Annotated in this window: 14 protein-coding genes and 1 tRNA gene; 8 read left to right on the forward strand and 7 right to left on the reverse strand. The window is 71.4% G+C overall.

The window, feature by feature from the left end:
- Nucleotides 1-73: 73 nt before the first annotated feature.
- On the forward strand, nt 74-1,120 hold the full coding sequence (locus AC31A1_RS32455; RefSeq protein WP_489656750.1) for a LacI family DNA-binding transcriptional regulator: 1,047 nt from the start codon (nt 74-76) through the stop codon (nt 1,118-1,120).
- 55 nt (nt 1,121-1,175) lie between these two features.
- On the opposite strand, the gene AC31A1_RS32460 is transcribed toward AC31A1_RS32455, so the two are convergent.
- The gene (locus AC31A1_RS32460) at nt 1,176-1,967 is read right to left on the reverse strand and encodes a VOC family protein (RefSeq protein WP_489656751.1); all 792 of its coding nucleotides are present in this window, start codon (nt 1,965-1,967) and stop codon (nt 1,176-1,178) included.
- Nucleotides 1,968-2,240: 273 nt separating this feature from the next.
- Here AC31A1_RS32460 and AC31A1_RS32465 point away from each other — a divergent pair, with 273 nt between their 5' ends.
- Nucleotides 2,241-2,507: a WhiB family transcriptional regulator gene (locus AC31A1_RS32465; protein ID WP_489656752.1), complete on the forward strand. Its 267-nt coding sequence runs from the start codon at nt 2,241-2,243 to the stop codon at nt 2,505-2,507.
- A gap of 93 nt (nt 2,508-2,600) precedes the next feature.
- On the opposite strand, the gene AC31A1_RS32470 is transcribed toward AC31A1_RS32465, so the two are convergent.
- The 3 genes from AC31A1_RS32470 to AC31A1_RS32480 form a co-directional block, all read right to left on the reverse strand.
- Nucleotides 2,601-3,575 carry an acyl-ACP desaturase gene (locus AC31A1_RS32470; RefSeq protein WP_489656753.1) on the reverse strand — a complete coding sequence of 325 codons (975 nt, stop codon included), beginning with the start codon at nt 3,573-3,575 and terminating at the stop codon, nt 2,601-2,603.
- A 214-nt stretch (nt 3,576-3,789) separates the two neighbouring features.
- The gene (gene ddaH, locus AC31A1_RS32475; protein WP_489656754.1) at nt 3,790-4,566 is read right to left on the reverse strand and encodes a dimethylargininase; all 777 of its coding nucleotides are present in this window, start codon (nt 4,564-4,566) and stop codon (nt 3,790-3,792) included.
- Between the two features lie 157 nt (nt 4,567-4,723).
- Complete coding sequence (locus tag AC31A1_RS32480) at nt 4,724-6,343, reverse strand: ABC-F family ATP-binding cassette domain-containing protein (RefSeq protein ID WP_489656762.1); 1,620 nt, start codon at nt 6,341-6,343, stop codon at nt 4,724-4,726.
- 343 nt (nt 6,344-6,686) lie between these two features.
- Between AC31A1_RS32480 and AC31A1_RS32485 the strand changes: the two genes are divergently transcribed.
- Complete coding sequence (locus tag AC31A1_RS32485; protein ID WP_489656755.1) at nt 6,687-7,532, forward strand: isocitrate lyase/PEP mutase family protein; 846 nt, start codon at nt 6,687-6,689, stop codon at nt 7,530-7,532.
- A 1-nt stretch (nt 7,533) separates the two neighbouring features.
- Here the strand turns inward: AC31A1_RS32485 and ssgD are convergent, their stop codons facing one another.
- Nucleotides 7,534-7,950: a spore wall synthesis regulator SsgD gene (gene ssgD / locus AC31A1_RS32490; protein WP_489656756.1), complete on the reverse strand. Its 417-nt coding sequence runs from the start codon at nt 7,948-7,950 to the stop codon at nt 7,534-7,536.
- Between the two features lie 240 nt (nt 7,951-8,190).
- Here ssgD and AC31A1_RS32495 point away from each other — a divergent pair, with 240 nt between their 5' ends.
- The 3 genes from AC31A1_RS32495 to mmpA all read left to right on the forward strand — a co-directional run bounded on the left by AC31A1_RS32495 (nt 8,191) and on the right by mmpA (nt 10,271).
- Nucleotides 8,191-9,285, forward strand: coding sequence for a WD40/YVTN/BNR-like repeat-containing protein (locus AC31A1_RS32495; RefSeq protein ID WP_489656757.1), 1,095 nt, complete (start codon nt 8,191-8,193; stop codon nt 9,283-9,285).
- Nucleotides 9,286-9,358: 73 nt separating this feature from the next.
- A complete protein-coding gene (locus AC31A1_RS32500; protein ID WP_489656758.1) occupies nt 9,359-10,048 on the forward strand; it encodes an endonuclease V in 690 nt (229 codons plus the stop codon).
- Nucleotides 10,049-10,133: 85 nt separating this feature from the next.
- Nucleotides 10,134-10,271 (forward strand): morphogenic membrane protein MmpA, encoded by a 138-nt coding sequence (mmpA, locus tag AC31A1_RS32505; RefSeq protein ID WP_366430049.1) that lies wholly within the window; start codon nt 10,134-10,136, stop codon nt 10,269-10,271.
- A gap of 71 nt (nt 10,272-10,342) precedes the next feature.
- Here mmpA and AC31A1_RS32510 read toward each other — a convergent pair.
- Nucleotides 10,343-10,412 (reverse strand) — tRNA-Gly (locus tag AC31A1_RS32510).
- A 109-nt stretch (nt 10,413-10,521) separates the two neighbouring features.
- Nucleotides 10,522-11,700, reverse strand: a complete 1,179-nt coding sequence (locus AC31A1_RS32515; protein WP_489656759.1) for a saccharopine dehydrogenase family protein — start codon at nt 11,698-11,700, stop codon at nt 10,522-10,524.
- Nucleotides 11,701-11,936: 236 nt separating this feature from the next.
- On the opposite strand from AC31A1_RS32515, the gene AC31A1_RS32520 reads away from it, so the two are divergent.
- The gene (locus AC31A1_RS32520; protein ID WP_489656760.1) at nt 11,937-12,215 is read left to right on the forward strand and encodes an MmcQ/YjbR family DNA-binding protein; all 279 of its coding nucleotides are present in this window, start codon (nt 11,937-11,939) and stop codon (nt 12,213-12,215) included.
- Nucleotides 12,216-12,321: 106 nt separating this feature from the next.
- On the forward strand, nt 12,322-13,331 hold a 1,010-nt coding region (locus AC31A1_RS32525; RefSeq protein WP_489656761.1), incomplete at its 3' end, for a CaiB/BaiF CoA transferase family protein.

A 13,331-nucleotide genomic window follows, 5' to 3' on the forward strand; every position in this document is an offset into this window, starting at 1 on the left:
GTGCTGGGAGCGCTCTCACCGTCCTGTTCCGCCGCGGCTATCCTGATCCGCATCATCGAGGAGGGGTCCAGCCGTGACCGAGACAGCACCGCGTCCCACGTTGGAGGCCGTGGCCGCGCGGGCGGGGGTGTCGCGGGCCACCGTTTCCCGGGTGGTCAACGGCGGGGACGGGGTGCGGGAGTCGCTCGTCGAGCGGGTCCGGCAGGCCGTGGACGAACTCGGGTACGTCCCCAATCAGGCGGCCCGGAGCCTGGTGACGAAGCGGCACGACGCCATCGCCGTGGTGATCGCCGAACCGGAGACCCGTGTCTTCGCGGACCCGTTCTTCGCCATGCAACTCCGGGGTATCAGCAAGGAGTTGACCGCCCACGACTCCCAACTCGTGCTGCTCCTCACGGAAGGCCGCGACGACCACGCCCGCGTCGGCCGCTATCTCGCCGGCGGGCATGTGGACGGCGCGCTCGTCTTCTCCCTGCACCTCGACGACCCGCTGCCCGGACTGATCCAACGGGCCGGTGTCCCGACGGTGTTCGGCGGCCGGCCCTGCTGGAGCGAGGGGACACGCGCCTCCGGACCCACGGTCTACGTCGACTGCGACAACCGGGGCGGCGCCCGCGAGGCCGTGCGGCATCTCGTCGGGCTGGGCCGCACCCGGATCGCGCACATCACCGGCGCGCTCGACCAGACCTCCGCGGTGGACCGGCTCGACGGGTTCCGGGACGTCATGGTCGACGTGGATCCGCGGCTGATCGTCGAGAGCGACTTCACCCCGGGCGGCGGTGAGCGCGCGATGCGGGAACTCCTCGACAACTGCCCCGACGTGGACGCCGTGTTCGCCGCCAACGACCTCACCGCCTACGGCGCCCTGAAGGTGCTGCGCGAGGAGGGGCTGCGGGTGCCCGAGGACGTGGCGGTGATCGGCTTCGACGACATGCTTCCGGTCGCCGAGCAGACCGACCCGCCGCTCACGACGGTCCGTCAGGACATAGAGGAGATGGGCCGGTTGATGGCCCGGCTGCTGCTGCGCGGTCTCGACCGCAGGGGCGTCCGGGACGGCATCGGAGGCGCGCCGTCCAGCGTGATCCTGCCGACCACACTGGTCCACCGCGCCTCCGCGTGAGCGGTGCCGTGCCCGTCCGTCCGCGGAGGGCTGGCCCGCCGGCCCGGGGGCGCCGTCAGCCCTGCGGCTGCTCGCTCTTGATGATCGCGAAGCGGGCGCCGTGCGGGTCGGTGAGCTGGGCCATGCGGCCGACGCCCTCCATGCTGGTGGCCGGCATGGTGACCTTGCCGCCCGTCTCCAGCGCCTTGGCCACCGTGTCGTCCACGTCGGCCACCTCGAAGTACGCCAGCCAGTACGCCCCCGAGGCCGCGCCGTCCGGGCCGAAGTCGAGCGGGACGACACCGCCGAACATCGCGTCCTCACCGGCACCGGACGGGTTGAGGCAGGTGTAGTCGCCGCCCGGCATGGGGGCGGCGGAGGTCTCCAGACCGAGCGAGGCGTCATAGAACGCGGCCGCCGCGGCGACATCCGGCGTGTACAGCTCGACCCAGGTCAGCGAACCGGGGTCGCCCGCGACGTCAACACCCTTCATCTCGCCCGGCTGCCAGATGCCGAACGCGGCGCCCGCCGGGTCCCGGAGGATCGCCATGCGGCCCTGGCCCAGCACGTCCATCGGCTGGAACAGGACCGCGCCGTGCGCCTGCTCCACCGCCTTGGCCGTGGCCTCCGCGTCCGGGCTCTGGAAGTACACGGTCCAGGCGGACGAGTCGTGCTCCGGCTGCAGTGGCATGCCGCCGGCGACTGTCCTGCCGTCGAGTTGGAAGAAGCCGTAGCCGCCGGCCTCGGGTCCCGCCGACTGGAACCGCCAGCCGAAGAGACCGCCGTAGAAGGAGATGGCGCTGTCGATGTCGGGCGAGCCGACGTCCAGCCAGTTGGGAGCGCCGTTGACGAAACGGGTGGTGAGCATCATTGCCCTCCTCGTTGAAGGGTCCCGTTCTCTGCACTGCCGAGTCTTGCACCGCCCACTGACAATCGCTGCCGGGGCGCGGAAGGGGTTCCCGGATACGGCGCTGATCACCCTCGGTGACCGCTGAAGTTCTCCGTGTTTTCATACCGGTTCCGCGCGCCGCCGTGCGCCGGTGCGGGCGCGGGGCCACCATCGGGGTGGCCGGAGGCCTCGGAGCGCGGCGTTGATCCCGCGTTGATCGAACGTTTTTCGCCGGACGGCACGATCCTGGCCATGCACATCGACACGATCACCTCGCCCGACCTGGACTGGCAGCAGGAGGCGTTGTGCGCGCAGACCGGGGCGGACTTCTTCTTCCCCGAACCCGGCAGCTCCGTGAGGGAAGCGAAGCGGATCTGCGGCATGTGCCCGATCCGTTCCGCCTGCCTGGAGTACGCCCTCGACAACGACGAACGCTTCGGCGTGTGGGGCGGTCTGTCGGAGAAGGAACGCCTGGAGATCCGGCGCACCTCACGCGGACCGTTGACTGATGACTGCTGACCGGTGATCCGGTCGGCGACAGCGAAACGGGGCCGGCGGCCTGGTACGGCCGACAGCCCCGAACTCTTCGCTCGTGTACGGACGCGAGGCCCGTCAGGCGCTCGCGCGCGCCGCCATGCGGGCCTTGCGGGTCGCCAGCTTCTCGTCGAACTTGGCGGCCTCGGAGTCCAGGCCGCCCATGTAGAGGCCGATCTCCTCCTGCGCCTGCCGGCCCTCGGGGCCGAGACCGTCGATCTCCATGACCTTCAGGAAGCGCAGCACGGGCTGGATGACGTCGTCGTGGTGGATGCGCAGGTTGTAGACCTCGCCGATGGCCATCTGCGCGGCGAAGCGCTCGAAGCCGGGCATGCCGTGACCGGGCATCCGGAAGTTGACGAGGACGTCGCGCACGGCCTGCATGGTGAGGTCGGGGGCCAGCTCGAACGCGGCCTTCAGGAGGTTGCGGTAGAACACCATGTGGAGGTTCTCGTCGGTCGCGATGCGGGCCAGCATGCGGTCGCAGACCGGGTCGCCCGACTGGTGGCCGGTGTTGCGGTGCGACACGCGCGTGGCCAGCTCCTGGAAGGCGACGTACGCCACGGAGTGCAGCATCGAGTGCCGGTTGTCCGACTCGAAGCCCTCGCTCATGTGCTGCATGCGGAACGCTTCGAGCTTGTCCGGGTCGACCGCGCGGGAGGCGAGCAGGTAGTCCCGCATGACGATGCCGTGCCGGCCCTCCTCCGCCGTCCAGCGGTGCACCCAGGTGCCCCAGGCGCCGTCGCGGCCGAAGAGGGAGGCGATCTCGTGGTGGTAGCTGGGGAGGTTGTCCTCCGTAAGGAGGTTCACGACGAGGGCGATGCGGCCGATCTCGGTGACCTTGGACTGCTCCTTGCCCCAGGCCTCGCCGTCCTCGAAGAAGCCGGGGAAGTTCCGGGCGTCGCTCCACGGCACGTACTCGTGCGGCATCCAGTCCTTGGTGACTTTGAGGTGCCGGTTGAGCTCCGTCTCGACGACTTCCTCCAACGCGTACAGCAGCTTGGCGTCGGTCCAGACTGCGGGGCTGCCGAGGTGCGGGGAAGTGATCGTCACGGGGACTCCAGGGGGACGTCGTACAAAACTGAACAAACCGGCGAGCGGTGCCGGGATCTGTGCAACTTACGGAATCGTAGGCTACGAAACCGTAGGTTACGAGACCGTAGGTTAAGGGTGCCGTAAAGATCGCTGTTCAGGCCGTATCGCCGGGAATCCCGCACAGTCGCAGGACCGCAGGTCCCGGCGCCGAACGGGCGGTCGTGTCACCCGTTCAGGCGTACAGATCCCGGAGCCGGACCGAGAGGCACGTCACACATCCTTCGAGTTTCTCGAATTCACTGATGTCCACCACGACCGGCTCGTGGCCGAGATCGCTGAGCAGGTCGGCCGTCTTGGGCGCGCTCGCCGCCATCAGCAGCTTGTCGCCGCCGAGCAGCACCACATGCGCGCCGGCCTCCTCGGGCACCGACAGGAAGCGCGGGAACAGCGCGGGCCGGTCCACCTTCGGGATGTGTCCGAGCACCGTCCCGTCGGGCAGCGCGGTGACCGCCGACTTCAGATGCAGCACCTTGCTCACGGGCACGGTGACCACCCGCGCCCCGAGCGGCTCGAACACGGCCCGCACCTGCTGGATGCCGGCCCCGTTCGTCCGGCCGCCCCGGCCGACGTAGATAGTGTCGTCGACCTTGAGCACGTCACCGCCCTCCAGGGTGCCCGGCTCCCAGATCCAGTTCACCGAGCAGCCGAGCCGGGCTACCGCCTCCTCGACCCCGCCCGTCTCCTCGCGCCGGGACTCGGCGCCGGGCCGGGCGATCAGCGCCACGTTCTTGTACATGACCACCGCGTCCTCGACGAACACGGAGTCGGGGCAGTCGTCGGCCGGATCCACCTCGATCGTCTCCCAGCCGTGCACCCGCAGCGCGTGCGCGTACGCCTCCCACTGCTCGACGGCCAGCTCGACATCGACCTTCTCCCGCTCGATGTGCGTGACCAGCCCTTCGGCCAGGCGCGGGCTGGGGCGGCGGACGAGGGCCTTCTTGCTGGGCACGAGCGGGACTCCGTATCGGCGGGATCGTTTCGGCGCCGTTTTCGGGGCACCGGTTGGCCATCATGCGTCACCCGTCCGTGCCGACAAAACCCCTCACGTGAGGCTGTGGCCCTCCTGAGATGCGCCCGGAGGGCCCGGACCGGTTACCGCACGGGCACTATGCCGGGTGTTCCACCTCCTCCGGCGTGATCGTCCGCAGCTCCCCGTCCAGCAGCAGCCAGCGCGTGATGCCGATCGATTCGAGGAATGGCAGGTCGTGACTGGCCACGATCAACGCCCCTTCGTACGACTCCAGCGCCGAGGTCAGCTGCCGCACGCTCGCCATGTCGAGGTTGTTCGTCGGCTCGTCCAGCATCAGCAGCTGCGGCGCGGGCTCCGCCAGCATCAGCGCGGCCAGCGCCGCCCGGAAGCGTTCACCGCCGGACAGGGTCGCCGCCTGCTGGTCGGCGCGGGCACCCCGGAACAGGAAGCGGGCCAGCCGCGCCCGGACCCGGTTGTTGGTGGCGCCCGGCGCGAACCGCGCCACGTTCTCCGCCACCGTCAGCTCGCCGTCGAGGACGTCGAGCCGCTGCGGCAGGAAACGCAGCGGGACATGCGTCACCGCCTCGCCCGACACCGGCTCCAGCTGTCCGGCGATCGTGCGCAGCAGCGTCGTCTTGCCCGCGCCGTTGCGGCCGATCAGCGCGATGCGCTCCGGCCCGCGCAGATCGAGGCCGCCCACCCGCGCGCCGTACGCGAGTTCCAGGTCCATGAGGGTCAGGACCTGACGGCCCGGCGGTACGGCCGTGTACGGCAGGTCGACGCGGATCTCGTCGTCGTCCCGTACGGCCTCCACCGCCTCGTCGAGCCGTTCCTTCGCCTCGGCGAGCCGCTCCTCGTGCAGGATGCGGTGCTTGCCGGCGGACTCCTGCGCGGACCGCCTGCGTGCGCCCATGACGATCTTCGGCTCGCGCTTCTGCTCGAACATCTTCTGCCCGTACTTCTTGCGCCGGGCCAACTTGACCTGGGCGTCGGACAGTTCGCGCTTCTGTTTGCGGAAGTCGGCCTCGGCGACGCGCACCATCCGTGTCGCGGCGTCCTGTTCGGTGGCGAGGGCCTCCTCGTAGGCGGAGTAGTTGCCGCCGTACCAGGTGATCTCGCCGGAGCGCAGATCGGCGATCTGGTCGACGAGATCGAGGAGTTCACGGTCGTGGCTGACCACGATCATCACTCCCGGCCAGGACGCGACGGCCGAGTACAGCCGCCTGCGTGCGTACAGGTCCAGGTTGTTCGTCGGCTCGTCGAGGAGCAGGACGTCCGGCCGGCCGAGCAACAGCGCGGCCAGCCGCAGGAGTACGGACTCGCCGCCCGAGACCTCGCCGATGGTGCGGTCCAAGTCGATGTGTCCCAGGCCGAGTTCGCCGAGCGTGGCGAGGGCGCGCTCTTCCACGTCCCAGTCGTCGCCGAGCGTCTCGAAGTGCTCCTCGGCCGCGTCACCGGCCTCGATGGCGTGCAGGGCCGCGCGTTGAGCGGCGATGCCGAGCGTCTCGTCGACGCGCAGGGCGGTGTCGAGCGTGACGTTCTGCGGGAGGTAGCCGACCTCGCCCGCGACCCGCACGGTGCCGTCGGCCGGGGCGAGTTGACCGGCGATCAGCTTCAACAGGGTTGATTTCCCTGATCCGTTGACGCCGACGAGCCCGGTTCTGCCGGGTCCGAAGGCGGCGTCCAGGTCCTCGAAGACGGAGGTCCCGTCGGACCACGCGAAGGAGAGGGACGTACAGGTGACGGAGGTATGCATGAGGGCCTCGCGGATGCTTGATGCGGTCATGGGCAGACGCGTATCGAGACACCGCGAGGCGCGGAGACTGGTCCCAGGAGGGGGCAGAAGGGAAAGGCCCTGTTCCGGAGGACGGCTCGACGCCGAGGTCGTACACGGCGGACACACCTCAGGGGTGTGTGACGCGGTGTCTCAGAACCTCAGACGAGCAACGTCCTACTCCGATCGACGGCAACAGAAGCAGGGGCAACGCTACGAACGGCCTCGGGGGGCTGTCAACGCATTAAACGGCAGCCCGCGACCCGCACGCCGATGTCGGATTCCTGCCAGCCAGGGCGCGCCCGCGACTGCTTGAGTGGGGCGTATGACGAACCAGAACACCCTCCGTGACCGGGCTCTGGCCTTCCGCGCGCTGCATGTGCCGGGACGTCCGCTGATCCTCCCGAACGCCTGGGACGCCGCGAGCGCCCGCATCGTCGAGGACGCGGGCGCGTCCGCCGTGGCGACCACCAGCGCGGGCCTCGCCTGGGCCCTCGGCGCCGCGGACGGCGACCGGCTGGACCGGGAGCGGGCCCTGGAGGCGGTCGCCCGCATCACCGCGACCGTCGCCGTACCGGTGAGCGCCGACATCGAGAGCGGCTTCGCCAAGGACGCGGCGGGGGTCGCCGACACGGTCCGTGCGGTGCTGGCGGCGGGTGCGGTGGGGGTGAACATCGAGGACGCGCTCTACGGCGGTGAGATCGACGACACGGGCGTCCTGCGGCCGGTCGCCGAGCAGGCCGAGCGCATCGCCGCCGCCCGTGCGGCCGCCGATGCGGAGGAGGTGCCGTTGTTCATCAACGCGCGCATTGACACGTTTCTGCGGGGCGTCGGGGGAGTGGACGCCACCCTGGAGCGGGCCGCCGCGTTCCGGGCCGCGGGCGCCGACGGGATCTTCGTCCCCGGGGCCGTCGAGCCGGGAACGGTCAAGGAACTCGCCGACGGGATCGACGCACCGCTCAACGTGCTGGTCGGCCCCGGCGCACCGCCGGTCGCCGAACTGGCCGCGCTGGGCGTCGCGCGCGTGAGCGCCGGCTCCGGCATCGCGCTGGCCGCGTACGCCGTGGTGCGCCGTGCCGCGCGGGAGCTGCTGGACACGGGTACCTACGGCGCGCAGACGGGAGGGCTCGGCTACGGCGAGCTCAACTCCCTGCTGGCACGGGGGAATTAGCTCAGCAGGCGTCCCGCATCAGCTCGGCGAGGTCGTGGTCCAGGTCGAGCTGGAGGTGTTCGAGACCGGCGGGCACCAGCTCGCCGGTGGCCTGAAGGAAGCGCCGTATCTCGGACGAGTGGACGTGCACGACGGCGGTGCCCTCGGGGGCGTGGAACTCCAGGACGGTGCGGTCGAAGCCGTAGGGCCGCACCCGGACGTCGCCATGGCCCTCGACGCCGTGCAGGCCGGCCGCGAGGAGTTCCCGGGCGAAGGTCCAGCAGACCTCGACGCCCTCCAGGGTGGCCGGTGCCGGGAAGGTCATCCGGACGGCGAACGGGTCCCGCCGGTCGTAGTGCAGGGTGGCGGGAATGCTCGGCATCCGCGGTGCGGCGGCGACGAGGCGGGCCTCTACGGGCTGCTCGATGAGGATGGACAACGCCTTGCTCCCTTGTGTGACGGCGGTACTGCTGCGGTGAAGGCCGGACGGTCCCCTGAAAAGATTCCGGAACGGACCCCCGAGTGGATGGGTCCGCACTGGAAGAGACGCCGGAACGGGCCGATCCGTGCACATGAATTTCGAGTGACCTCTGTCACCGCCGCCCATATGCGCCCAAGGCGGGCGCGGGCATCTGGACGGCCCCCGGGGAGTGGGCTAGCTTCGCCCGCCATGAGGCGCATGGGGAAGACGCGACGGGTGGGACGTACGTACCGGAACGTGGCCGTGGCCATGGCGTGCGGGGCGGCGCTGGCCGCGCTGACCGCCGTACCGGCACAGGCGCGGGACACGGCGCAGCGGGATCCGCACTGGGAGCTCAAGGACAGCGGGGCCGCCGATGTGCGGTTCAGGGGGCTGTCGGCCGTCAGCCGGAACACCGCCTGGGTGGCCGGGACCGCGGGCACGGTGCTGCGGACGACCGACGGAGGGGCGAGCTGGCGGAACGTCTCGCCGCCCGGCACCGCGGACCTGCAGTTCCGGGACATCGAGGCGTTCGACGCACGGCGCGCGGTGGTCCTGGCGATCGGCGAGGGGGAGGCGTCCCGCGTCTACCGCACGGACGACGCCGGAGCGACCTGGACGGAGTCCTTCCGCAACACCGACGCGAGCGCCTTCTACGACTGCATGACCTTCTTCGACAGCCGCCACGGCCTCGCGATGAGCGATCCCGTGGACGGCAGGTTCCGCATCCTGTCGACCGGCGACGGCGGCCGCTCCTGGAAGGTGCTGTCCAGCGCCGGGATGCCGGCCGCGCTCGACGGCGAGGCGGGCTTCGCGGCGAGCGGTCAGTGCCTGGTGAGTTCCGGGCCGAGGGACGTCTGGCTGGCCACCGGTGGGGGTGCACGCGCGCGTGTCCTGCACTCCGCGGACCGGGGCCTCACCTGGACGGCGACCGACACGCCGGTCCCGGCCGGTGACCCCGCGCGCGGGGTGTTCGCCCTCGCCTTCCGCGACCGTACGCACGGCCTCTCGGTCGGCGGCAACTACACGGCGGACCAGCCGTCACCGCTCGCGGCGGCTGTCACCGGCGACGGCGGCCGCACCTGGCGCTCCGCCACGATCCCGCCGCCCGCCTACCGCTCCGGCGTCACCTGGCTGCCCCGCAGCCGCGGCACCGCCCTCGCGGTCGGCCCCACGGGCACGGACCTCACGACCGACGCCGGCCGCACCTGGAAGACCGTGGACACCGGCTCGTACGACACGGTCGACTGCGCGGCGGACCTGGGCTGCTGGGCGGCGGGGGAGAAGGGGCGCGTGGCGCGGCTGGAGGATTGAGGAGCCGGGCGGGGGCCATCGCGTCCCCGCCGCTTCTTCGTGCCCGCAAGATCCCCGTACGCTCGCCACCACCATGACGACTGTAGACATTCCCGCGGGCTGGCCCGCGACCGAGGAGCAAGCCCGCGCAGTCCAGGACGAGTTGCGGGAGCGGGTGGTGACCGACGAACCGGGACCGCCGCCAAGGACCGGGCATGTCACGGGAGTTGATGTCGCCTACGACGACGAGCGGGACGTGGTGGTGGCCGCGGCCGTCGTCCTGGACGCGGCGGACCTCACCGTCGTCGCCGAGGCCACGGCCGTCGGCCGGGTCTCTTTCCCGTACGTGCCGGGGCTGTTGGCCTTCCGCGAGATCCCCACGGTGCTGGCCGCGTTGGAGGCGCTGCCCAGCCCGCCGGGCCTGATCGTGTGCGACGGCTACGGTCTCGCCCACCCCCGCCGCTTCGGCCTAGCGAGCCATCTCGGCGTCCTCACCGGTCTGCCCACGATCGGTGTCGCCAAGAACCCCTTCACTTTCACGTACGACGATCCGGACACCCCGCGCGGCTCCTCGTCGCCGCTCCGCGCGGACGCCGAGGAGGTCGGCCGCGCCCTGCGCACCCGGGACGGCGTGAAGCCGGTGTTCGTCTCCGTGGGCCACCGGGTGACCCTGGACAACGCGTGCGCCCACACCCTCGCGTTGACCCCGCAGTACCGCCTCCCGGAGACGACGCGCAGGGCGGACGCGCTGTGCCGTCGGGCGCTGCGGGAGGCGACCGCGTAAGCGGCCGGCGCGTCGCGTACTGAGTACCTGATCCGAGTATCTGTACGGATGCGACCACGCCCGCATGATCGGCAGGCTGTCCCGCATGACAACCCACCGTTCCCCGAAGCCCGTTGCCCACCCGAGCCAGCCCGTCGAGCGCGCCGTGATGATCGCGCTCGTCCTGTCCGTGGCGGCGGGCCTCGCGTGGATCGGCGGGATGATCTACACGCTGTGGCCGTGAGGTCAGGGCCGCACCGGTGCGGGAAACGCGCGAGCCCCACCCCGCAAGTAGCGGTGTGGGGCTCGGACTTGAGCGCCGGGCAGGCCTTGCACCTGCATTTCCCCGCAGGAAGCGGGGCGTCTTTCCTTGGACCACCGACGCGCGACCAGACCCCGGATGTTCCGGCGACCGGCTCAAGATCCATCCTAACCCATCCCGAGGGGCGCCCTGAACTCCCGTATCAGCGCTGCCGGTTCAGGGACCGACGTGCTCACCGGCTCGCCGCCACCCGGAACGTGATGCCCGCGCTGCGCAGCCGTTCGATGAGGGCGTTGCCCATGGCCACCGCCGTCGTCACCTGGCCTGCTGTGGGCGGGAGTTCGTCGAGGGCGAGGGAGAGGGCCGACTCGGCGAACATCTTCGCCGTCTCGTCGTAGCCGGGGTCTCCGCCCGCGACCTCGGTGAAGACCCGGCGGCCGCCGCCCTCGCCGACGAACTTCACGGAGAACCAGCTCTTCGCGCGCTTCTCCGGGCTCGGTCCGTCGCCGGGCTTGAGGCGGTCGGACAACCAGCGCCGGGCGGGCGGGAGTTGGGCGGCCGTGGCCAGTGCGCCGACCGCGGTGACACCGCCGAGCGCCACGGGGAGGCGCCGTACGGCCGCGTAGTGGCGGTAGCGGAAGTCGGGGCCGTAGCGCTCCAGGGCCCGCGCGGATCGTTGGACGACCTGCGGGTCGATGGTCGGCAGCGGCACCGCCCAGGAGCCGACCTCCCCCGCGAACCGAGGCGCCCCCATGGGCGCACCGACCCGGCGGCCCACAAGGCGCGGTTCGTGGCGGCGCCGCTCCCGGGAGGCAGCCAACACCTGCCTGCCGCGCCCGAGCTGGGTCAGCGCCGTGGCGAACGTGCCGCCGGAGAACATCGCGTCGGCGGTCACGAAACCGTCCACCGCCAGGGGCACGCCCTCCGGCAGGTGCTGCACCGTGAAGTACGCCCCCAGGTCGTGCGGGATCGAGTCGAAGCCCGCACAGTGCACCAACCGTGCGCCGGTCTCACGCGCGCGTGCGTCGTGGCGGACGTACGTCAGGTCGACGAACTCCGGCTCGCCGCTGAGGTCGAGACAGTCCGTGCCGGCCTCCGCGCAGGCGGCGACGAGGTCCCCGCCGTAGGTGACGTAGGGGCCGACGGTCGTGGCCACCACGCGCGCGTGCTCGGCGAGTTCCCGCAGGGAGGCCGGGTCGGAGACGTCGGCCCGCAGGACACCGACCGACGTGCCGCCGGGCAGCCGCTCGCGCAGGCGCTTCAGTTTCAGCTCGTCGCGGCCGGCGATCGCCCAGCGCAGGCCCTCGGGCGCGTGCGCGGCGAGATACTCCGCGGTGAGCACGCCGACGAAGCCCGTGGCTCCGAAGAGCACGATGTCGTAGGGACGGTCCGTCCTGTTCAGCCTGCTCATGACACTCCTGGGTCCCGCAGCCCGCGCCGCTGTCGGTGGCTGAGGCTAGCGTGAAGAGTGCGGAGCCCGACGAGGAGCCCGGAGGTATCAGGTGGCCGTGACCGACAACGCCCTGAAGAAGCGGGCGAAAGCACGCGAGTTCGACCACGGGCTGCCGGGCGCCACCGAAGCCGCGCGGCGGAGCCGCATATCGATACTGCCCGTGGGGCGAGACCGTCGCGAAGGTCAACAGGAAGGTGTTCGTCTTCCTCGGTGTCGACGACGGCAGCTATCCACCGGGCATGACGGTCAAGCTCACCGACGAGGCGGCCCGCGCCCACGCGCTCACCGCACCCGGCGCCGAACCCGCCGGCTACGGCCTCGGCAAGGCCGGCTGGGTGCATATCCCGCTCGCCGAGCAGGGTGCCCCGGCCGCCGGGCTGCTGTGCGACTGGGTGGAGGAGAGCTACCGCGCGATCGCCCCGAAGCGCCTGATAGTCGAGCTGGACGCGGAGGGCGGGGCCAGTCATGGCTAACGGCGGGTAACTTGGCTAAGCGCTTGCTCGCCCAGGTCTTGTGTCGAGTGGAACACGTTCTTATCATCACTGGTGTTACATCAGTTGTGTCACAGCTGGGGGCTGGATGACAGCGGCAACGACGCCCGGGCACGGCCCGCTCTCCGGCGTGCGCGTGGTCGAGCTGGCCGGGATCGGCCCCGGCCCCTTCGCGGCCATGCTCCTCGCCGACCTCGGCGCCGACGTCGTCCGCGTCGACCGGCCCGGCGGCCCCGTGCTCGCCGTCGACCCCGCGTACGACATCACCAACCGCAACAAGCGCTCGGTCCTCGTCGACCTGAAGGCGCCCGACGGTCCCGCGCGCGTGCTCGACCTGGTCGAACGCGCCGACATCCTGATCGAGGGCAACCGCCCGGGCGTCACCGAGCGCCTCGGCGTGGGCCCGGGGGAGTGCCACGCCCGCAACCCCCGGCTCGTCTACGGCCGGATGACCGGCTGGGGTCAGGACGGCCCCCTCGCCGAGCGTGCCGGGCACGACATCGCGTACATCGCGCTCACCGGCACCCTCGGCATGATCGGCAGCCCGGACCAGCCTCCACCCGCCCCCGCCAACCTGCTCGGCGACTACGCGGGTGGCTCGCTCTACCTCGTCGTCGGCGTCCTCGCGGCCCTGCACCACGCGCGTGTGACCGGCACCGGCCAGGTCGTCGACGCGGCCATCGTCGACGGCACCGCCCATCTCTCCGCGATGATCCACGGCATGCTCGCGGCCGGCAGCTGGCAGGACCGCCGGGCCGCCAACCTCCTCGACGGCGGCTGCCCGTACTACGGCACCTACAAGACCGCCGACGGGAAGTTCATGGCGGTGGGCGCCCTGGAGCCGCAGTTCTACGACGAGTTCGTGCACCTGCTCGGCCTCGCGGACTTCGCCGACGCCCGCCGGGACTGGACCCGCTGGGGCGAACTGCGCGAGGCGGTCGCGGCCCGCTTCCGCGGCCGTACGCGCGACGAGTGGACCGCCGTCTTCGCGGGCACGGACGCGTGCGTGGCGCCCGTGCTGTCGCTGCGCGAGGCCCCGCACCACCCGCACCTCGCCGCGCGCGGCACCTTCACCGAGCACGGCGGCATCACCCAGCC

The organism is Streptomyces sp. P5F9, assembly GCF_057961495.1.